Below are 22147 nucleotides of genomic sequence, written 5' to 3'. Positions count from 1 at the left end.
CTCACTTACTTGTCTTATTCTTATAATGAAGAGATCATTTTAAATATTGATTTTGTAAACTCTAAAAGGATATTCAACATAAAGTTTCCCGCTAATATCAGTGTGATAAAAATTGCGATCAGCTTGGGAACAAAACTCAATGTTTGTTCTTGAATCTGGGTCGTCGCTTGGAAGATACTGATCACAAATCCGACAATCATTCCAACTAAAACAGCCGGTCCTGCAATTAATATGATACGAATGAATGCATCCCGTACTACGTTTAAAACCATCTCACTGTCATAAACCACGTTCCAACTTCCTAGTAAAAACTTCTAATAAGGGACTCGACTAATAAGTACCAGCCATCAACCATCACGAACAACAAAATTTTAAACGGCAATGATATCATGACTGGCGACAACATGACCATCCCCATTGACATCAGAATACTGGAGACGACCATGTCAATTATCAAAAATGGAATAAACAATAAGAATCCAATACTGAAAGCAGTTCGTAGCTCACTGATGATAAAAGCAGGCGTGACTACTGTCATCGGAATTTCTTTGTATGACTTGTAGTGATGCTTATCTTTAGACGCGTCTAAGAACAACTGAATGTCTTTATTCCTTGTCTGTTTATACATAAACTTCTTCATCCGAACTTCGGACCGATTGAAAACCTGTTTTTGTGATATCTCTTGCTTGTTATACGGTACAATCGCATCGTGATAGATATCCGTATAAACAGGTCGCATTGTAAAAAAGGTTAAGAAAAGCGCCAAACCAATCAAAACTTGATTAGGTGGATTCTGTTGTGTTCCCAAAGCACTGCGAGCAAATGACAAAACCATGATGATTCGCGTAAATGAAGTCGTCATAACTAACAAAATCGGTGCAACTGACAAAAGCGTAAGCAGCAAAAATGTGTTGATAGTTTGATTTGACCCATTACCGCTGGATAATAAATTATTAACTGTCGATGTAACATCATTCGTGCTGATCGCCAAAGCGTCGACAGGGACCCACATAGTCCATCCGCAAGCGGCCGCCGCTGTAGTCAGCATCGCTGTTTTCTTTCTCATTTGCTACTTCCTTTTTTATTTGACAACTTTTTAGTTACTTTTTTCAAAACATCTGCAAACTCAGGTTTCTCCTTACCTGATGCCGCCAATTTCATCGAAGCAAGAAACTTCGCTGCTTCTTCTGCCGTCAGTTCTTTCAAAATCTGATTTTGTTGTTCGGAAAAGCTCATGACGTAATACTTGTCAACGATCTGAACTATTCCAATCGAGGAGGTTTTGCTAACAGCGATTTTCCGCAGAATTTGGAAGGTATTATTCGTCTGATTAGTATATTTATTCAAATATTTAAGTGACACATTAATCAAATAAATGATAATCAGCAAAAACACACTTATTTTGATAAGTGAAAAAAAGATCTCCATCAGCCAGCCTCCTCCCTTTTATTGCACAACTAGATCTGTCACGAAAACCTCTTGTACGATTTGCTGCCCATAAGCACGGTTGATACTATCCTTTAGTTCATTCTTCAGATTGGGGATACTATCGGCAGAATTCAAAATATCTCCTGCTTTTTTCTGACGCAAGACGTTAATCACACTATCACGGATAACAGCCGTATTCTTCTTAACATTTTTGCTGTTATCATCATTCGCCACCAAAAGCGAGAGTGAAACCCGGGCATATTTGTCAGTTCCAGACCCGTCGTTCGCCAAGTTGACCAAAAACTTCTTAACAGGTACGATAACTTGCTTATCAGATATTTTGGCAGTGTTGCTGCTTTGTTTAGCAGTCTCAGTTTTTTCGTTTGACATAAATTTCGAGGTCAAAATCGTTCCCCCAACACCACCGCCGATAGCAATTATCAAAATCAATGGCAGAATGATAAGCCACTTGATTCCACCTTTTTTACGTCCTTCTACTTCTTCATTTTCCTTTGCCATAACTCACCAACTCTATCTCTTAATTTCTTTCATCTTTCGGCAATTGCCGAAAGACTTTTCTGCGATACTCTATGATCAAATCCACAATTTCTTCTGCGGACTGCTTAACGATCAGAGTTTTACCATCAGTCAAAATCACCACCGTATCAGGAGTTTCTTCAATACGGTAGATTAGATCTGGATTCAAGTAAAACTTGCTGCCATTCATTGAAACCAAAGCAATCATGTTCATCCACCCTTTTTATAAAATGCATAGTAATCAGATCTTAACTAAAATGTTATTTAAAATTGCCTATTATCTCTTCAAGTTAATCAATTCTTGCAGCATCTCATCTGACGTAGTAATACTCCTAGCATTTGCTTGATAAGCTCGGTTTGCGATGATCATTTCTGTAAATTCATTTGAAAGATCAACATTTGACATCTCAAGTTTGCCGGATTGAATATTGCCGCTGCCATTTTCTCCTGCCTGACCAAGTACAGCCTGACCTGAGTTAGCTGTTGCAGCATAATTGTTGCCGCCCATCTTCTGCAAGCCGCCCGGATTGAAGAAAGTTGCCAATTGAACTCTGCCAAGTACATAGGTTTGACTGCCGTATTTAGCTGTCACAGTCCCGTTCTCGTCTACTGCCAATGAATTGTTACTGTAGTTCTGTCCTCCAATTTGCGCAGCAACCGTGATCGGAGAAGCCGTTCCATTGAAACCTGGATTGCCGCCTTCAACTTGTGCACCGCCTGAAGTAGCATAACCCAAAACTTTAAGGCCATTTGAATTAACCAAGGAGCCATTGGCATCCAACTTGAATGAACCGTCCCTTGTATAATAGTTAGCACCATTATTGTTACGGACAACAAAGTAGCCCTCACCACCGATGTACAGGTCAGTTGGATTACCTGTCGATTGTGGTGCCCCTGCACCAGTGGAAGTATCGATCGAACCTGTTTGCACACCTAGTCCAATCTGCTTACCATTAATTCCACCATTGTTGTTAGTAGGTGCAGTCGCGTTCGACATTGTTTGACTCACCATATCCTGAAAGGATACACGGCTTGATTTATAACCTGTCGTATTTACATTAGCGATGTTATTCGATACAACATCCATCTTTGTCTGTAAATTCTTCATTCCGCTAACACCTGAGTAAAGTGATCTTAACATTATTATTCCTCCTATTATTTGCTGCATTTTCTTCTGTCATTCCGAAAATGCCATAGCTTCTTTTCAGTCCAGCTATTATTTTATAAACTTCGTACTATCTATATTGGTTACAGTGTTGATCTCCTGCATATTCATCGCTGTAATTATTGTCCGATTATGGATATTGGCAATCAGCCCATATCTTTGTACAGCAGCAAAGACTCCTTGCTTCCTTTTTCTTCTAATTCGGTCAGTGCATTTGAGATCTGCTGGTAATCAGTATTATGAAGGTGCAGATCCCGTGCTGTTAATCGCTTGCGTGCATGATTAGAAAGTCTAACACTCAGCTTTTTTTCAGCTAATACTTCTGAAAAAAGTGCTGTTTCTTGCTTATTCTTTTGCGGAACGCTGTTCTGAGCATTTAGCGCTGCAGTATTGATCTGTGAAACCGACATTGACAGAATCACCCGACCTCATTCAACGTACTCATGCTATATTCTTTATTGTTTACTACCAAAGTCGCGTACCCATTATTAAAGCGAACTTTATCAACTTTGCCTGTAACACTGTTTCCGCCATCATTAAGCGTGACGTTTTTGCCCAACAGATTAAATGCTTCCTGCTGCTGCATAATCATGACTGAACTTGTCAAATTTTTGCCCATGGCGTTCAGCTGATCAAGCGTTGTAAATTGCGCAAGTTGAGAAACATAATCTGTTCCGCTACCGCTACTGCCAGAATCACCACCACTCATTGAAGGATTGCTCATTGACGCAGCCATGATTTTTAAAAATGATTCCATTGAAACCCCAGAAGAATTCTTGGTAGTGTTATAGGCTGTGGCATCGGCAACTGATGGAACAGCATCAGATATAGTATTGTTCAAAGATAATGACCTCCCTTATTAAGCCAAAATACTGATCGTACTTTTAGTTCTTTCTTCTTTTGTATCTTTCTTCGTTTTTTGAGCCGCCATTTTTTCTTGGTAGAGGCTGCCCTTACTATGATGCTTGAGAACATGTTGTCCAAACTGTCGCTGTGAAGAATGTTGGTTAAAGAAATCCATCTGTAAAGAATTCGAGTTGTTAACCTGCGATGCGGGCTCCTTGGTATTAATCGTTCCACTACCAAAATCTTGATTTTTCAAAACCTGTTCTAATTTTGTTGAAATCGACTCCAGCATCTGCTTTGCATGTTCACTTTGAACTTTGAACTCTAGCCGAACTTGTTGATCAGTCACACTTAACGAGACCCTAACTTTGCCCAAATTCTCAGGTAACAACTGTAACGTCAATGACTTGCTTGCACCATTAGTGCCTGTCTTCAACGCTTGAACGAGTGGTCGCGTTATCGCAGAAGTTTGTGCAGCTGTCAGTGAAGTGCTGTTCTCAGCAGTCGGAGCAACCTTTACCGTTGCTGTTGTCTGAGCATTTGGCCGCAAATCAGCAATAATCGGATTCTGCATCTCTGCAGCTGAAAGATCTGCAACAACTACTTGTTTGATAATCTCGGGTGCTTTAGCAACAGTATCAGCTGTTCCAACATCTGCCACAGCTTTAGTGACAATATTTTGAGTAATATCCGCCGACGATTGATCATCTACAGTAATAATATTTTTTTCAGAAGTTTTTTTCACACTATCTTGCATCATAACTTCTTGATATTGTGTATTATCTGAAACTCCAAAATTAGTTGTTTTTGACCCGCTATTGTCCACAATTTCAGCATTAAAATTTTTAGAATTTTTTTCTGTTAATTTTTGCAGATCGTCATCAGCGTTATTTTTTTCACTGGCTGCTGTAGCTTGTGGCTCGTTTTTGGGATCTACTGTGACGGATTTCGCAGCATCTGAACCTTTACCTTCTGCTTTTTGTTCACTCTTTGTTTTTCCTTTATCATCCATTCCCCCAACAAGCTGTGTTTCACCTGATGCCGTTGCCAACCCCTTTTTACTTACATTACTTTGGCTGTCTGAAGAAGTTGTCATTTGTTGCACTGATTGCTGAGTTGTATTATCAGCCATCTTAATATCATTAGTTACAGCAGGCGGTTCTTTGCTTTCATTTGATGTATTCAAAGCATCGATTCTTGATTCAGCTTTTGCGGTAGCTGTACGATCAGAGCTGACTGCAGTTGTATTCTCCTGTTCAGATTTGGCAGTATTTTGCTCTTGTCTGCTCTTAATGGGACCGTCTGAAGGAGCGGCTGCCAGTATGGTTTTTGCAGTAGTTGGTTGCTGAACATCCGCAGTTTTGCTAACTTCATTTGGGGATTGAACATTGGCCCCCGTGTTTTGAGCCTCTTGCGAACTGCTATTTGTTACCGGGGCGGCTGCCATCGTTGCTGCCTGGTCGATTACTGTTTTAGCATCAGTCTTTCGAACCGCTTGAGAACTGCTATTTACTACCGGGTCCGCCACTAAGATAGCTGTGTTCGTGATAGCTGGGGCCTTTTTTTCTTCTCTGTCATCGTCTTCATCAGTCATTGCCTGTTCTTTAGTAATATCTTTGGTGAACTTTTTTCCTTGTTTTTTTACCGCCTGCTCAGGAACTGCTGCATCGGAATTTTTCATGTTGATTTTTTTTAACAGCTTTTTAAAATTTCTAGCAGCAGTATTCGTACTGGGCTTCGCAACAAGAGGAGTATCAGGCAATTTGACGTCCTTTGAACTCGAATTTATTTTTTGCATCTATTCACCTCCTTTCGTTTTAAATAACAAATTTGGGACGATTGCCCATCTCGTCAAGCTGCTTTTGTTCCTCGTGCTTGACTTCTTGAAGATATGCTGCATGTTGTTTTTCTTCCAATTTTTCAAGAACTTTGCGTTCCCTTTGAGCCTGAACGACCTCTTGCAGCACCATTTCAACTTCATTTTGCAGCTCAAGGGACTCTGTTTTTATCTCTCCCATACGTCGGTCCAGTTCAAGTAAATATCGCTGCTGAACCTGCATTTTCCCGACCGACAATTCACTGACATCCATCAAATTGAATTTTTCAGCGCCTAATCGCGTAATTTCATCTTCTTTGCTTGCTAGTCTTTGCCGCAAAGCCGTATATTTTTGCTTGATCTGCTGTTCATTTTGCTTACGGTATTCAAGAATGTTCTCCAGTGAAAACTCAAAACGTTTGATTTCTGATCCTCTCCCTCAATGTACTATTATCGCTGTCCCTCCAGTGAGGTTACGTCGTTGAACAAACTATTTAACTGCTTCAATGTCTCATCATAGGTTGCATGCTCATCAATCTTCTGACAAAGGAAATCATCGATCGGATGATGTAGTGAAATAGCATAGTCAATGACTGCATTAGATCCTGCTTTATAGGCACCAATATCAATCAAATCTTTTGAATCAGTATAGACCGACATATTTTCCCGCAATTCACTTGCGTGCTGATAATGCTGCTCATCAACCAGTGATTTCATCAAGCGACTCAAACTATTTTGAATATCGATCGCTGGATAATGATTATGTGACGCTATTTTACGTGAAAGGATGATATGGCCGTCGAGAATACCACGCACAGCATCAGCAATCGGTTCATTCATGTCGTCCCCTTCAACCAAAACAGTATAAAATGCCGTAATTGATCCCTTGCTGGACGTTCCGCTGCGTTCAAGCAGTTTTGGAAGAGCCGCAAAAACCGAAGGAGTGTATCCTTTGGTTGTTGGCGGTTCTCCCGTTGACAAGCCTATTTCTCTCTGTGCCATTGCAAAACGGGTAACAGAATCCATCATCAGCACTACTTTCTTGCCTTGATCACGATAATACTCAGCAATTGCAGTTGCCACATGAGCCCCCTTTAACCGCACTAACGGCGGCATATCAGAGGTTGCACAGACAACGACTGATTTGCGATAACCTTCCGGTCCTAAATCATTCTCAATAAACTCGCGCACTTCACGGCCACGTTCACCAATCAAACCAATAACGATAACATCTGCTTCACAATATTTGGCAATCATCCCCAGAAGGGTACTTTTTCCGACTCCGCTTCCTGCAAAAACGCCTATTCGCTGCCCTTCACCGACTGTTAGCAAACCATCAATTGCTCTGACACCCGTACTCAAAACTGTGTCGATCTTGCGGCGTTGAAAAGGATCTGGCGAATCTTGAATAACCGGATAATCATTCATTTTTGTATCGCTAATTGCTTGGTCGAATGGTCTTCCCAAACCGTCAAGTGTGTGTCCTAACAATCCATCACTGACTTTTACTGTCAGTACTTTGCCTGTTGCCTTTACCAAGCATCCAGGGCCGATTCCTTCAAGCTCATCTAACGGCATCAGCAGCACTGTTTCTTTGATGAAGCCCACAACTTCCGTCAACGCATTTTTGTGGCCATTGTTGAGCATAACCTCGCAGATTTCACCCATGAAAACATCCATACCCTCAACTTTGATGATCAAACCAACAATTTCACTGACCTTGCCATATGAGGTATAGAATTCATGTTCTTTAGCTTTTTCGAGATAATCATCTAAGTTCAATTTAAATTCCATATCAATCACTCAGTTTCTTGTATTTGCTGTAAAAATTTCTGTAGTTCTTCTTGCAAATCAAATGTTTCCAATGATTCCGTCGACTCCACGGTTACCTCATACTGTGAAAGTTTTGCATTATCTAAAACGATATATCTCAGGTTAGCTACCTCTTTTTTCTTAGCTTCCATTTTTTTCACTAAAGCATCGTGATAGCGCGGATTAGCATGAATTGTTATCACTTGGTCAGGTTTTTCAAGTTTGAACAAGATTGGATCAAGCAATGGCAACAATTTTTCACTATCCATATCCAGCTCATGTTTTACCAGTATCTCCGCCATTTCGACTGCAAAAGAGATAATCTTATTCTTTTCCGCCGTCACGTAGTTTTTGGTGCCGGCAATCGTTTCCGCCAGATTATTCTTTGCTTCTTCAATCAGCTCTTGGGCAGCCTTTTCACCCTCAAGTAAACCTTCTTGATACCCGTCTTGATAACCCGTTTCTTTTGCCTGTTGATAAGCTTCTTCTTTGATCTTGGCAGCTTCTTCTTTAGCACTGCCAAGTATTTTCTGCCTAATGATCTCCATGCTTTTTTGCTGCTCAGCACTCAAAACATCAACAGCATTCGCACTTTTATATACTGGTTTTTTCTTCTTAACATGCGGCTTAGCAGCAACCATCTTTGTCACGATCGCCTTTGCGCTCTTATTCTTAGAAATATTGGTTTGCTTTAACAGATTATTATTACTTGATGACTGCATCCTGCTCCCCTCTTCCGATATAGATCTCACCGGCTTCATCTAACTTGCGAATGACCCCAACGATCGTCTGTTGGGCCTCTTCGACCGCGGACAAACGTGTTGGTCCCATAAATTCAAGTTCTTCTTTAAGATTTTCAACAGCACGGCTGGAAAGATTCTCGAAGATAAAGTTCTGTATATCCTCAGTTGTTCCCTTCAATGCAAGTACAAGAACATCATTGTCAACATCACGCAAGACTTTCTGAACATCCATCTTCTCAAGCGTGATAATATCCTCAAAGGTGAAGAGACTAGCCTTGACCTCACTAGCCAATTCAGGTTGCCGGACGTCCAAATCACTGATAATATTCTTCTCGGTACTCCTACTTGCTGAGTTCAGAATATCAACCAAAGTATGAACTCCACCGACATTTTCCGTATCATTCTCAGCATAATTCGAGAATTTGTTTTCAATAACCTTTTCGATTCGTTTAACGATTTTAGGTGACGTACTTGTGATTGTCCCAATACGTTCTGCGACATCCACTTGGAAATCCATCGGAAACTGGGACAAAACATCTGCGGCCTTATCTGGCTGCATATAGCACATAATTAAAGCAACTGTTTGTGGATGCTCATCAACCAGCAAATTGACTAGCTGTTGTGTATCAGCCTTACGTGCGATATTGAATGGCCTTTCTCTCAGCTGGATCTGATTCAAAATATCAATGATCTCTTTTGCTTTTTGAGGGCCAAGTGCCTGGTTTAACAGATTCTTTGCATAATCGATTCCCCCATCAAGGACATACTGTTTAGCCGCAGCAGTGTTAACAAACTCTTCTAAAACTTTTTCACGCTGGTCTGGGCTGACCGCATCCGTATTTGCGATTTCATAACTTACCTTCTGAATAAAGCTTTCTGGAAGCAACTTCATGATCTTAGATGACGTTTCCGATCCAAGCGAAATCAATAAGATTGCTGCCTTTTTAATACCTTCAATTGAATCCATTCCGCTTACCTCACATCTATTTTTCTTTCATCCATGCTTTTAGCAGATCAGCTACCTCTTCAGGATGTTTATCAGCATATTCTTTGGCCTTTTGGTCTTTGTCCTTTTGCGCTTTTTCACGTTTAGCCGCGTTTGCCTGGGCCTCTTTTTCTTCAGCTGTTGTTTCAGCTTGCTGTTCTTCAGCATCTTCCTCAGTTTGAACTGCTGCAGGTTGGGTTACATCCGCTTCATCTTCATAATATTCATCTTCAGCGTTCCGTCGTCTTCTCCTGATAAGCAAGATAGTGGCTATAATTGCACCAAGCAATAGCAAGACGCCAGCACCAATTCCAACATACAACCAAGTATTTGACTTCTTCTTTTTGGCCTTTGTATTATCATCAGTACTCTTACGCCGCCGAACAAAATCGATTCCTTGAACGTTGATTGCATCTCCCCTGTTTTGGTCAAAACCAACCGCTGAAGAAACCAGCGTCTTGATCTGATTTTGATCATTTTGAGACAAATCTCCATTGACCACTACTGAACTTGTCATCCGACGAATGGAACCAGGTGCACTAATAACTTTGGTTGTCTGCGTGTCTAATTCGTTGTTGACACTGCGACTGTATGAACCGTTGTTGTTACTACTGCTGTTGCCAGTCACGTTAGAAGCATTATTATTTGCCTCGCCTGTCTGGGTATTCTGCTGATTACCTTGCCCGTTCCCAGTTGTTTGGACGTTCTCACTTCTGATTTTGGGGTTGTTGTATGTAACCATCTTTCTCTCGATCGAATCAAAGTTTAAATCTAAATTGACCGAAACCCTGAGTTTATTAACCCCATAAATCGGCTGTAGAAGCTTATTTATCTTCTCTTCCAACATTTTTTCATAGGCTTTTTTGATTCCCATGTACTTTGTACTGTAACTCGACATTTGGGTGTCCTCACTGCTTCCACCCGATAATACTTGCCCATTGCTATCAACAACTTTGACGTTTTGCGGGCTTAGATTCTCAACTGCGCCTGAGGTTAGAGCAACAATTCCTTGAACCGCAGAATCAGTTATGCCATTGCCCTTGAGCGTTAACACAACCGATGCCTTGGCCTTCTTCTCTTTTCCATCATCGTCAAAAACACTTTGTTTAGGCGTCACTAGCATTACCTTGGCCTTTTCAACCTCATTAAGCGATTCAATAGCTCGTTCCAACTCGCCTGTAACCGCACGTTGATACATGACCTTGCGATCTTCATCTGTTGTCATAACGTTGGTGTTATCAAATAGCTCAAACCCCGTCGAACTATTTGGCAGCTTGTTATCAACAGCCAGATCAATGCGAGTTTGATCCACCTTACTCTGGTCGATCATAATTGTTTTTCCGTCATCCGTCAGTTTGTACGGGACATTCTCACTCTTCAATTCCTTCGTAACCGTTCCTGCATCGGCATCACTCAAATCGGTAAATAACACTCCATACTGGATTCTAGTGTTCATGTAATAAACAATTCCGATAACAACAAAGACACTGATAAGAGCAAGCGACAATGATATCTTTTTAATTCGACTTTGCGATTGCCAGCGATCCTTTAACCGTCCCAACCCATCTTTTAATTTTTCAAACACTTAGTCATTTCCCCCAATAGGCACTTAGAATTGCATATTCTTGAGATCATTGTACGCATCAAGGCACTTGTTTCGTACCTGAACTGCTGTCTGCAATGACAGTTGAGTTTCAGTCATTTTAGTCATGATGCTTCCTAGATCACTCTGATCTCCTCTAATCATGTCGGTCGTTCCTTTGTCCATGACCTTCATGTTGTTATTTAAACTAGAAACTGCATCTGTCAGATAGTCACCGAATTGTTTTCCACTGTTCTGTGTTCCCAAAACAGAAGATTTATTCAAATCTGTTACGTTTTCTAATGCCTTTTGATAATTTGGCAGACCCGAAACGCTACTTAATCCATCCATTTTTTAACCCCGTTCCTTTATTCTTTTGATATTTCTAAAGCCTTTTTCAGCATTGTTTTATTCATTTCAACTGCCGAAGTATTAGCCTCATAGGTCCGCATAGCCTGAATCATATCAACCATCTCATCAGCCATATTCACATTAGACATTCTGACGTAACCATTTTGATCTGCATCTGGATTAGACGGATCATAGCTTGTTTTCTCAGTATTGTCCGTTTGCATACCTGTGACCTTAACTCCATAGCTTTGCGGCATCCCTTTGAGTTGAGTTCCCGTGTCATCAGTTGCTTGCGCATTCTTCAAGTTTTCAGCAAATTCTACTGATTTACGTTTATACGGGCCACCTTCAGCAGTTCTTGTTGTATTCACATTCGCAATATTGGTTGAAATTGTATCCAGCTTCAAGCGTTCCAATGCTAAACCGCTCGTATTGATTGCTAAACCGTTAAAAATACTCATTCGTTGTCTCTCCCTCAATGATTCAAGACGTAATTCATCATTTGATAACGCCCGTTTAGTTGTGAAACCAATGCACTGTAATATAAGCCATTAGTAGCCTGATTCATCATCTCAACGTCAAGATCGACATTATTGCCATTCTTTTTGACGCTTGTATCTGTATTGGTTTTAATAGCAGGCGTTACAAGGTCATCTGCTTGCAGGTGCCTTTTGTTGGTTGTCGCTAGCTTAAAACCATCTGCCCCCATTGCTTGATTTAACTGATTTTCAAAGTCAACCCTCTTAGCTTTGTAATTCGCCGTATTTACATTTGCAATGTTGCTTGATATGAGTTGCGACCGCGTTGCCGAAACATCCATAGCTTGTTTTATTAAGTCGTATGCAGCCATCTGATCCCTCCTAGATAAGCAGTCAATAAATAATTATTTTTTAACCTTTTTCCAAAAAATATTAGGATAGTAAATAATATTTTATATTTAATACAATTGTTTTCTCTTAATACCTAGGAAAGTATACTTGAAAGAAAAAACTTTTTCAACATCCAAAACGCTTTAATTATAGGGTGTTTAATAGTGAAAGCACCAACTAGAGGATATATTTACCAAAGATTTACATTATTAATTAATTCGCATAATCGTATAATGATACTAATATTTTATTCTTAATTCTAATGGTAACTATTATTTTAACGTTAAAAGAATACAATATAACCCTCTTTTTGGAATTTTCTGAACTTTAAAACCTAATTTGTTGCATTACTTACTTTTTGTTACCCTTATTTCGAAAAGAACAACTGCTTCTAAAAAAAAATTACTTATTAAACCTTAGACTGTCCCAGCCGATATAGTATTTATACGCATGTATCGTCATTTAGTTTTAGGAGGAATCAGTAATGGACTTGTTCTTATTCATCGGAATATTTTTAGGAATCGGAGCTATTGTGGTCGGAATGGTTGCCAAGGGGGCAAGTATTGCTGTCTTGATTAATCCAGAAGCGGTTATTATCATCTTTGTAGGCATAATCGCTGCTATTATCAATTCATACCCCAGCAAAGAACTAAAACGGATTCCCAAAATACTTGGTGTGCTAGTGAAAAATCAGCATTATGACTATGCTGGAATAATCCAAGAAATCGTCACGATGTCTAACTTGGCCCGTCGAAACGGGCTTTTGGCCTTAGAAGATCCAGTCCAGAAATTAGAGAATCCATTTTTAAAAAACGGGCTTGAAATGGTCGTAGACGGAATTGAACCCGAACAGATCCGCGAAATTATGGAAAACGAGATCGAAGGGGTTGAGGAAAGACACCGCGTAGGTGCAGGAATCTTCAAAACAGCTGGCAGTACGTCGCCAACTTTAGGTGTTTTAGGTGCCGTAATCGGTTTGATTGGTGCGCTTGGCAACTTAAATAATGTTGATGCCTTAGGTCACTCGATCTCATCGGCATTCGTAGCGACGTTGTTTGGAATCTTCTTCGGATATGTAATCTTGATCCCCTTCAGTTCACGGTTAACAGTAAAATCTGAGCAGGAGATGCAAGAATTAACACTCATTCTTGAAGGGGTTATGGCGATTCAAGCCGGTCAATCATCTAAAAGTATTGAAAAAAAGCTTTTTAGTATGCTTGATCCAAAAGATCGTGCCGCTGACAGTGATGAAAACAAAGAAGACGAATAAAAAGGTGTTGAAGCTCATTGAAAAAGAAAAAGAAAGAAGAAGAGGTTGACGAAGGCTGGCTGCTGCCTTACTCAGATATGCTGACACTTCTACTTGCTTTGTTCATTGTTCTATTTGCAATGGCAAAAGTTGATGATAAGAAGTTTCAACAAATCAAGACTGAGTTTAATTCTATCCTGTCAACCCGTTCAGGGCCTGGATCTGATTCAATCATCGGAACCAAAGCCGTTGTAAAACAAGAAAGCGGTAAAAACTCCAGTAGCGAGGCACATGCCCTTGCACAGGAAGCTCAAGCCAGAAAGCAGTTGGAAACCAAGCAATTGGAAAACGTTAAACAGCAGCTTCAGACAGACTTTGCACAAGCAAATCTGCAAAATGATGTTACTGTTTCTCTTCAAAGTGATGGAATTCACATAACGATGAATAGCAATGCTTTATTCGACTCTGGCAGTGCTGATCTGACCCCAGAGGTTCAACGAAGTTTGGAGGGGATGTCACCTCATTTGCAGGTTTTGAGTAATAATCCCGTTATCATTGCAGGCTACACCGACAATGTTCCTATCAGAAAAAACGGTCGCTTTGCTTCCAACTGGAATCTGAGTGCAGAGCGTGCTATCTCAGTAATGAACTTCTTTGTTGCCAAAAAGGTTTTCGCCGAAGACAATGTCTCTATTCAAGCTTATGGAGAAAATAAACCTAAAGCTTCAAATGACAACCCTGAAGGTCGGGCACAGAATAGAAGAGTTGAAGTGATCATTCAACGTTTAAATAATTAAAATCAGGCTATATACTATTTAAAGTAGCCTGATTTTTATTGCTTTATGCCGAAGTAAAAACAAGGAGCTGGGTCAAAAAACTGACTCAGCTCCTCTATTTATTTCATATAAATATGTTCGTGTTCCACAAGTCAGACTTTGCAGCTTGACCATGATATTGGCCAAAGACATACTATGAGTAGGTTAATGCTCAACGACCTAACAATTATTGCGCCTACCTTTCTTCTTCTGACACGCAACGACTATTAGCTTTCATCTTAACTAACTGCACAAAAATCAACTCATATTCTTGCTTTACTATGGCACCTTTCTTGCAAACATGCTGTGCTTACATAAATCTTGTTCTTAAATTCTTTCCTTAATCTTTTGTGTCAGTTCCACATCCGTGGTGCAGAAAAAAGATCTAGCCAGAGTCGATTATTCTGACCAGATCTTTTCACTTTTATATTGGTTAATCCTGTTTAACTCTAATCTTGAACACTAAATTTGTTTGCATTCTTTTTCAATACATCTGCCACACTCTTCAGGTCACCCACGTGATTTGTAAATTCATCCATCGTTGCCAAAACCTCTTCAGAATTTGCAGATACTTCTTCTGTTCCAGCTGAGTTTTCTTCGGTCGAAGCAGAAATGTTTTCCAAGTTTTCCAAAACCTGCCCTTGAATTTTTTCAATTCGTTGACCAAATTCGTAAATTTTTTCAATGCCACTTATTATTTCTTGGCTGTTGTCAAAGACCTCGCTCGTTGACTCTCCAGCACGTTGCATTTTACTTGTCAGTTTGTCACTGTCTGCAATTGACTTAGATGTTTGTTGCACCATGTCTGTTGATTGTTCACGAATTTCGCCTACAATCTCTTCAATTTCCTTAGTTGATGATTTGCTTTGTTCTGACAGTTTTCTAATTTCTGTAGCTACAACTGCGAATCCTTTTCCTGACTCTCCAGCGGTGGCTGCTTCAATTGAAGCATTCAGTGCCAGCAAGTTTGTTCGATGTGAAATATCATTGATTACATTGATAATCTTAGTGATATTCTGAATATTGCCATCCATGCTTTGAATACCATCTAACAATTGTTTCAATTTAGCTAATTCGTTATCCCAACCTTGTGTGATATCTTTTGCAATTTCAATATTTTCTTGATTAAGTGTTTTTGATTTTTCTGATTTTGCGGCTAAATGTGTCGCATTTTCTGTAGACTCATCCACAACCGAGGCTAGTTTTTGGAATAAGTTAACACTCTTCTCTGTTTCTTGAGCCTGTGACCCTGTAACCTCCGCAATACCCGTAATCGTCTGGGCAACTTCTTCTGTAGCCGTGTTGGTCTGCTTGGAAAGTTCTAATAGTGAGTTTGACTTTTCAGCTACCTTATCACTCTGCTTCTGAACTTCTTTAATCAGCTCACCTATCGCAAGCACCATCTTATTATACTGTGCTGAAATTTGGTTGATCTCGTTTCCATTTTCATCGGGAGCAGCCGTTTTATGTGCTAGTGCCTTCATCCCCAAACCATTGCCTGTATCTACTTTGATCGGTGCGATTTTTCCTTCACTGCCACGCTTGAAGTAACCGGCGAAGACGCTTAGTGTTTCGCGAATCAGACCATTTACAAACAATGTTACGATTGCTACCAGAATCAACATAATAACCGCTACGACACCAGTTGTTACAAGAAGCGAGCCTAGTTCTTTGTTCAAATCGCTTTTTTGTACTTTGGAATATGCCCACACTGTATTGCCTGGATAAAGCTTATCATATGTGACCTGACTAACACTGTTTGAATTGGATAAATCTATCTCACCCTTTGTTTTATTGGCTCTCTTCATTTTTTGGAACAATTCAGTCTTACTGATATCTTGCCCCGCCTTGTAGCCATCTGAATGTGAAGGGTCTCCAGTCGCGATAACACGACCATTTTTAGAAAGTAAGGTTACACTTCCTGTTCGTCCAATTTTCAATGCCGAAGCAGTTTCCTGCACATCCTTAAATGAAACATCCATGCAGAGAACACCGCGCTGTCCTTGATTATTATGGACTGTTATCGAAGCAGTTGTTACGTAGTCCCCTGTAGTTGTGTCACGATATGGTTCTGTCCAATGTACTGTCCCATTATCCTTAACAGCACCTTTATACCACGGTCGTGTTCGTGGATCAAATCCAGCGGGCAGTTTTTGAAAAACAACTGTCTGACCATCTGAGGTTCCAAAACCAACCATTCTTATACTAGAATTACCTTTCTTTGCAGCTGCAAGGCTGCTACGTATATCCCTTAAATTAAATTTACTTTTAAAGACCGGCAAACTAGAAACATTTTTTAAGTCCTTCTCAGTAGATTGCCGCATATTTTCTGTTGAAGCCAAAACTGCTGCTGTCGCGCTTTGCTTGTTGATCTGATTTCGACTAATCAGTAATTTTTTTGTAGCTATGTACGGACTGACTGACATTATCAAAACCGGAATAAATGCAATCAGTAACAGCACTAGCGTAACAAACTTATTAATACTTTTGCCCTTACCGCGTTTCATTGAAAATCCCCCTAAAATTTTATCCAAGAATAAACAGGTCTTCCTTCAAAGAATGTGCTGTGAGAAGACCTTGCTATTAAAGGCTATCAAAATGAACCCCTTTCTTGTCTATATAAAATTTATCGGTTTAAATAAGTAAAACTTAAAGGGGATGCTTAGAAAAAAGCAAAAGGCCGAGTCAAAAGTTAAATCTTGCCGCAGTTCTCTGTCTGTTCTATCCAAAAGTATTCAATAGGTCAAAATCCACCACACTAATACGTCCTCAGAAATTCTTTCAACGCCGCACCGGTTCGTGACTCTTCCGCTTTCACTGCATCACAGGGGCGACCGCTGAATGTCAGCTTTCCGCCGTAAATTCCTGCATCGGGCCCGATATCAATCAACCAATCCGCCGCAATAACTACGTCCAGATTATGTTCAATAATGATAACTGTATTGCCTTGTTCAACCAGCTCGTTGAACAAACTAATCAGCCTTTCAGTGTCTTGTAAATGCAGCCCTGCAGTTGGTTCATCTAAAAGATAAATTTGTCCTTTATTATCAAGTTCAAATGCCAACTTCAGACGTTGAAGTTCTCCGCCCGATAATGTGGTCAGTGGTTGATCAAGGGTCAGATAGGCCAAACCCACTCTTATTAGATTGTCCAATTTCGTCTTGAGTTCTGGAAGATCCGCGAAAAAACCTGCTGCATCTTTAACTGGCAAGGCTAATACATCTGCAATATTTTTACCATGATAAAGATACTGCAGAGCATCCTCATTGTATCTTTTCCCTTGACACAACTCACAAACCTGAACCACCGGATCCATGAAGGCCATGTTAGTAATCGTTACGCCCTTACCTTTACAACGTGGACAAGCCCCTTTGCTATTGTAGCTAAAAAGCTGTGTTGAAACATGATTAGCCTTACCGAATAAGCGGCGAATGTGATCCAAAATATTTAAGTATGTTACTGGTGTTGAGCGAATGTTTACCCCCAATGGTGCTTGCGCAAGGTCAACATAATCTACTTTTAAGTTATTCTTCAAAGCTGTGATTAACGAACTCTTTCCCGAACCCGCTACCCCAGAAACTACAGTCATTACACCTAACGGGAAAGAAACATCGATATTTTTCAAATTATGCAGTGCGACTTGTCGCAAACTTAGTTTGCCTGTTGGTTTTCTTCCTTTATTAAAGCGCCGTGCTTTTCGCAGCCAGCGGGCAGTTAAAGTATTAGATTCCATTAGTTCTGTATATGTCCCGTTAAAAGTTATCTTGCCCCCCTTTCTACCAGCTTTTGGACCGATTTCTACCACATAATCTGCGAAAGATATCACAGATGGGTTATGCTCAACGATCATAATCGTATTGCCCTTCTGTCGTAATCTTGTCAATGCCTGCTTAATCAGTTTGATATCGTGCGGATGCAGCCCCACGCTCGGTTCATCAAGAACATAAACCATATCTGCCAAGGAGCTTGTCAGATACTTGGCAATCTTTATTCGTTGAGCTTCACCTCCCGACAGTGTCCCTGTGTTTCGGTCAAGTGTCAAATAGCCCAAACCAATATCAATCAATGACTGGATCTTAGTTTGCAGTTCGCGGATCACGTCCGTTGCTAAAGGTGCTGTGATTTTGCTTAAAAATTCCATCACATGTACGAGATCCATATTTGTAACCCGGGAAATATTATAACCATTGATCTTATTTTTCAACGTTTCTTTCTTCAAGCGTAAACCCTGACACACTGGGCAAACCTTATGCTTTACAATTTCTGAGAGCGCTTCTTTGTGGTGTTCACCTTCCTTACTGTATAAGATCGACCGCTTGATTCGTGGCACTAATCCCTCATATTTGGCTGTTTTGTACCATCCTTCTGGTGGATCCGTCAATTTTTGCTGGGGAGCATGCATCAAAAGATCATATTCTGCAGTAGTATACTTTGCGAGTGGCTTATCATTGTCAAATAAACCGCTGTTCGCATACCTCTTCCAGCGCCAAGTTCCAGGACCAAAACTGACAAATCTAATTGCTCCTTCATTTAATGATTTTGTTGGATCAATGAGTCTGCTTTCATCAAGTTCATCGACGTATCCTAATCCCTGACACTCAGGACACATGCCCTGAGGTAAGTTAAAGGAAAAGCTGTCTGAATAGCCAACAAAGGGTTTCCCAATACGTGAAAACAATAATCTTAACAGTGAATAGATACCAGTATAGGTCGCGAGCGTTGAGCGCGCGTTGCCCGTCAGCCTTTTCTGTTCAATTACTATAGCTACAGGTAAATGACTGATGCGTCCAACATGCGGCTGTCCAAACTTAGGAAGATATTGCTGTGTAAAACTCGGAAAGGTTTCATTTAATTCACGACGGGACATAGCTGCGATGGTGTCAAAGACAAGCGAGGACTTACCTGAGCCGGATAGTCCAACAAAAACTGTGATCTTTTGTTTAGGGATCTTCAAACTGATATGCTGCAGATTATTCTGCCAAGCATCCTCAACTTCGATATACCCATTTTCAAAAATATTGTTATTTTTCAAATCTACCCCTCCAGTTGTACGGGTTACTCATACCATGGACTCAAGGTCCAATAAGGTTTTTGTTCTACCATTTGATTCTAGCAGTCTCACGTCGATATTTCCAATTTCAATTAGCGTAAGAGACTGTTTTGTTTAACTGTGAAAGTGATCCTAAAGGTGGACTTAGCATTAATAGCGAAGATTGTGACATAATTCGGTAAATTTGAACACCAGCGCAAAATTACGAACATGGCAAATACTTTGCTATGAATAATTCGAAATAGACGGAGAAGCTTGGCTTGTGGAACACATTTATATGCTGACTAAACACAAAAAGACTGAATCAAAAGTTATTTTTGACCCAGTCTATTCGTTTTATTTTAAGTTGAACTATACGCAGTAGTGTATCTCAATAGTCAGCTTTTTCACTTACCCGCGAAGTTTAATCGCTCGCAGCGCTTAACAACTATTGATAGCCTTTCTTTTGCTTCTTTAAATATTGATATCTAATCTACTATCTTAAATTCTTCAGTCAAATTTTTCTCAAGTCTTTCTGAGATCTTCTTCAATTCAGCAACATGTGTTGTAAATTCTTCCATTGTTGCCAGCACTTCTTCTGAGTTAGCTGACACCTCTTCTGTACCTGCCGAGTTTTCTTCGGTAGAGGCTGAAATATTTTCAAGATTCTCTAATACTGTATTTTGTATTCCTTCGATGTGTGAGCTCGCCTTCTCAATATGATGTATTCCTTCAAGGATATTCAGTCCTTTAGAGTAGACATCACGTGATGATTCAATCGCATTCTTAATCAGTTCGGTCTGCTTCTCCCCACCAGCAAGAGAATCAGATGTCTGTTTAACCATCTCAGACGATTGACCCTGAATCTTCTGAATAATATTCTCAATTTCCTTGGTGGAATCCTTGCTCTGATCCGAAAGTTTTCTGATTTCTGCAGCAACAACTGCAAATCCCTTACCTGATTCACCCGCACTAGCAGCTTCAATCGACGCATTCAATGCCAACAAGTTAGTCTGATGTGAAATTTCATTGATAACACCAATAATTTTATTAATATTTTGAATATTATTGTTCATTTCTTCTACACCGTGCATCAATTCTTCCATTTTATCCAATTCGCTATGCCAATTAGAATTAACTTCACCGGTAACATCAATGTTTTCCTGGTTCATTTCACTTGACTCTTGTGACTTACTACTCATATCTTGAATGTTTGTGTGAAGGCCTTGAATTGTTTGGGAAAGTTCGCGCATTTGGGTAACACCCTTTTGCGTGTCTTCAGCCTGCGAACTTGTAACTTCCGCTATTCCAGTGATTGTTTTAGCAACTTCCTCAGTAGCCGTGTTAGTCTGCTTTGACAATTCCAGTAATGAGTCCGACATTTCTGCAACCTTTTTACCTTCGTTTTGGACCTTCTGAATCAAGCTACCAACTGAATCAATCATCTTGTTATATTCATAAGCCAACTGTTGTGGTTCATTACCGTGCTCATATGGATAAACAAATCGGTTAATTCTTCTTTCAAAGAAATTATTAGCTTTCAACCGTTCCGGAACGATCTTTTCAAGTTTACCTTTACCCGCCTCCGCAAAGAATGCACTGAGAGTATTAACTATTCGTTTGATTACATGTACGAAAAGAAATGCCATGAAAATAGCAAAAATTATCATTATCACCAAAACTAAAATTGAAGATCTGACAGCTGACCGTTGTTCGGGTGCAAGCTCATCTTTTTTGAGCTGAGCCATTGCGAATGTCCCGTTGTTATCATTTCCACGGTTGTAGTAAACCTTCTCGATCGCAGATGTCCCCGCAAGTGAAACACTGCCCTCTTTACCGGATGCTGCAGCTGCTTTCTTGAAGGCAGCCGTTTGTGCAACATTCTTGCCAATTAACTTCGCATCCTTTGAAGCGAGAACCGTCCCATTGTTGGAAACAAGCATCGCATTGCCAGTTCTTCCAACATTTAAATGATTCAGGATATCCTGCACATCATCATATAAAACTCTGAATGATAGTACGCCGGTCTGCCCCTTAGAATTCTGCACCGCTTCGGAGATACTAATGACATTACTCTTTGAAGCAGAATCATAGTAAGGCTTCGACCAGTATACCTGTCCCACATCCTTTACCGCACCCTTATACCAAGGACGTGTCGTCGGATCAAAATTACTTGGAAAAGTCTTTTTTGTCGAAACGTACTTACCATTAGAGGTTGCGAAAATTGTATCCAGCATGACATCATTTTCGCTTTCCGCCGCAGAAATTATCTTTTTGATGTTGTTCATATCAAAGTTATCTCTGAAAAGATCTTCTCCTGCCAATGTTGTTATAGCTTTTTTCGCCGAGACGTTCATCGAATCACGACTATCCAACACTGTCTTAACCGCACTTTCACGGCTATCGGCCGTTCGCTTGAGTAGAAAGTTCTCAGTGCTAAAGTAAGAGTTTGCCAACATGACAATGACTGGAACCATTGCAATGATTAGTAAAATACTAGCTACTAAACCGCTAATACTTTTATCCTTTTGTTTCATGAGTTATAGACCCCTTTGTTTTTTATTTTCAAATCCCAATATTCAAACCAAAAACATAAACGCACAGCAACATACATTTATTTATATCGGAAGAAACAAAGAAAAGTTAACAATTATAAGCAAATTTATTTGTTTAAAAATAGAGAGCCCATGGATGCTTAAGTTAATGTACTTACCGAAAGTCTCATTCTGTAAGCTGATTTTTGCTTACTTTGCTTATTTACAGTAAGTCTTAATCTAATTTTTCTTTTAACCGCGTCTCAGCTCATATTTAAACTCATTGCAAAAAACAACATTAAGGGTAGTTTATGCAACTCATAGCTACAACAGCAATGAAACCTTTTACAAAAAGACAACACTTAACGGCAAATGCTGGGAATTAT

The 22147-nt window shown here is 40.0% G+C and carries 21 protein-coding genes and 1 pseudogene; 2 read left to right on the top strand and 20 right to left on the bottom strand.

Annotation, left to right across the window (positions count from 1 at the left end; genetic code table 11):
- Positions 1-20: 20 nt before the first annotated feature.
- The 17 genes and pseudogenes from fliQ to flgB form a co-directional block, all read right to left on the bottom strand.
- The gene (gene fliQ / locus JCM15457_RS05650) at positions 21-272 is read right to left on the bottom strand and encodes a flagellar biosynthesis protein FliQ (RefSeq protein ID WP_034988773.1); all 252 of its coding nucleotides are present in this window, start codon (positions 270-272) and stop codon (positions 21-23) included.
- Positions 273-301: 29 nt separating this feature from the next.
- Positions 302-1012, bottom strand: coding sequence for a flagellar type III secretion system pore protein FliP (gene fliP, locus JCM15457_RS05645; protein ID WP_420836009.1), 711 nt, complete (start codon positions 1010-1012; stop codon positions 302-304).
- 50 nt (positions 1013-1062) lie between these two features.
- Entirely contained in the window at positions 1063-1428 is a 366-nt protein-coding gene (locus JCM15457_RS05640; protein WP_034988392.1) for a flagellar biosynthetic protein FliO, read from the bottom strand.
- A gap of 18 nt (positions 1429-1446) precedes the next feature.
- A complete protein-coding gene (locus JCM15457_RS05635; protein ID WP_034988391.1) occupies positions 1447-1947 on the bottom strand; it encodes a flagellar basal body-associated FliL family protein in 501 nt (166 codons plus the stop codon).
- Between the two features lie 19 nt (positions 1948-1966).
- On the bottom strand, positions 1967-2173 hold the full coding sequence (locus JCM15457_RS05630) for a flagellar FlbD family protein (protein ID WP_034988390.1): 207 nt from the start codon (positions 2171-2173) through the stop codon (positions 1967-1969).
- A gap of 69 nt (positions 2174-2242) precedes the next feature.
- Complete coding sequence (locus JCM15457_RS05625; RefSeq protein WP_034988389.1) at positions 2243-3106, bottom strand: flagellar hook-basal body complex protein; 864 nt, start codon at positions 3104-3106, stop codon at positions 2243-2245.
- A 75-nt stretch (positions 3107-3181) separates the two neighbouring features.
- Positions 3182-3546, bottom strand: a pseudogene (locus JCM15457_RS05620) (flagellar protein).
- A 2-nt stretch (positions 3547-3548) separates the two neighbouring features.
- Positions 3549-3971 carry a flagellar hook capping FlgD N-terminal domain-containing protein gene (locus JCM15457_RS05615; RefSeq protein ID WP_034988388.1) on the bottom strand — a complete coding sequence of 141 codons (423 nt, stop codon included), beginning with the start codon at positions 3969-3971 and terminating at the stop codon, positions 3549-3551.
- A gap of 18 nt (positions 3972-3989) precedes the next feature.
- Complete coding sequence (locus JCM15457_RS05610; RefSeq protein ID WP_034988387.1) at positions 3990-5774, bottom strand: flagellar hook-length control protein FliK; 1785 nt, start codon at positions 5772-5774, stop codon at positions 3990-3992.
- A gap of 19 nt (positions 5775-5793) precedes the next feature.
- Entirely contained in the window at positions 5794-6195 is a 402-nt protein-coding gene (locus JCM15457_RS05605; RefSeq protein ID WP_268870126.1) for a flagellar export protein FliJ, read from the bottom strand.
- Between the two features lie 47 nt (positions 6196-6242).
- The gene (gene fliI / locus JCM15457_RS05600) at positions 6243-7586 is read right to left on the bottom strand and encodes a flagellar protein export ATPase FliI (protein ID WP_034988385.1); all 1344 of its coding nucleotides are present in this window, start codon (positions 7584-7586) and stop codon (positions 6243-6245) included.
- Positions 7587-7591: 5 nt separating this feature from the next.
- Positions 7592-8326 (bottom strand): FliH/SctL family protein, encoded by a 735-nt coding sequence (locus tag JCM15457_RS05595; RefSeq protein ID WP_034988384.1) that lies wholly within the window; start codon positions 8324-8326, stop codon positions 7592-7594.
- Positions 8310-9314, bottom strand: a complete 1005-nt coding sequence (fliG, locus tag JCM15457_RS05590; RefSeq protein WP_034988383.1) for a flagellar motor switch protein FliG — start codon at positions 9312-9314, stop codon at positions 8310-8312. Before fliG ends, JCM15457_RS05595 begins: the two co-directional genes overlap by 17 nt.
- A gap of 16 nt (positions 9315-9330) precedes the next feature.
- Positions 9331-10917 (bottom strand): flagellar basal-body MS-ring/collar protein FliF, encoded by a 1587-nt coding sequence (gene fliF / locus JCM15457_RS05585; protein WP_034988382.1) that lies wholly within the window; start codon positions 10915-10917, stop codon positions 9331-9333.
- Positions 10918-10941: 24 nt separating this feature from the next.
- Positions 10942-11265 carry a flagellar hook-basal body complex protein FliE gene (fliE, locus tag JCM15457_RS05580; protein WP_034988381.1) on the bottom strand — a complete coding sequence of 108 codons (324 nt, stop codon included), beginning with the start codon at positions 11263-11265 and terminating at the stop codon, positions 10942-10944.
- 17 nt (positions 11266-11282) lie between these two features.
- Positions 11283-11726, bottom strand: a complete 444-nt coding sequence (gene flgC, locus JCM15457_RS05575) for a flagellar basal body rod protein FlgC (protein ID WP_034988380.1) — start codon at positions 11724-11726, stop codon at positions 11283-11285.
- A 14-nt stretch (positions 11727-11740) separates the two neighbouring features.
- On the bottom strand, positions 11741-12115 hold the full coding sequence (gene flgB, locus JCM15457_RS05570) for a flagellar basal body rod protein FlgB (RefSeq protein WP_034988379.1): 375 nt from the start codon (positions 12113-12115) through the stop codon (positions 11741-11743).
- A gap of 503 nt (positions 12116-12618) precedes the next feature.
- Here flgB and motA point away from each other — a divergent pair.
- Together motA and JCM15457_RS05560 are read left to right on the top strand one after the other, a co-directional pair.
- Positions 12619-13404, top strand: a complete 786-nt coding sequence (gene motA, locus JCM15457_RS05565) for a flagellar motor stator protein MotA (protein ID WP_034988378.1) — start codon at positions 12619-12621, stop codon at positions 13402-13404.
- 17 nt (positions 13405-13421) lie between these two features.
- A complete protein-coding gene (locus tag JCM15457_RS05560) occupies positions 13422-14180 on the top strand; it encodes an OmpA family protein (protein ID WP_034988377.1) in 759 nt (252 codons plus the stop codon).
- A 467-nt stretch (positions 14181-14647) separates the two neighbouring features.
- Here the strand turns inward: JCM15457_RS05560 and JCM15457_RS05555 are convergent, their stop codons facing one another.
- From JCM15457_RS05555 to JCM15457_RS05545, 3 genes are all read right to left on the bottom strand, one after another.
- A complete protein-coding gene (locus JCM15457_RS05555) occupies positions 14648-16705 on the bottom strand; it encodes a methyl-accepting chemotaxis protein (protein WP_034988376.1) in 2058 nt (685 codons plus the stop codon).
- A 251-nt stretch (positions 16706-16956) separates the two neighbouring features.
- The gene (locus tag JCM15457_RS05550) at positions 16957-19215 is read right to left on the bottom strand and encodes an ATP-binding cassette domain-containing protein (RefSeq protein WP_034988769.1); all 2259 of its coding nucleotides are present in this window, start codon (positions 19213-19215) and stop codon (positions 16957-16959) included.
- Between the two features lie 500 nt (positions 19216-19715).
- Positions 19716-21764 (bottom strand): methyl-accepting chemotaxis protein, encoded by a 2049-nt coding sequence (locus JCM15457_RS05545; protein WP_034988375.1) that lies wholly within the window; start codon positions 21762-21764, stop codon positions 19716-19718.
- Positions 21765-22147: the final 383 nt, after the last annotated feature.

The sequence above is a fragment of the Liquorilactobacillus sucicola DSM 21376 = JCM 15457 genome, assembly GCF_000612445.1.
Lineage (GTDB): Bacteria > Bacillota > Bacilli > Lactobacillales > Lactobacillaceae > Liquorilactobacillus > Liquorilactobacillus sucicola.
The sequence above is the reverse complement of the archived record's forward strand: the minus strand, read 5'-3'. Positions and strand labels throughout refer to the sequence as shown.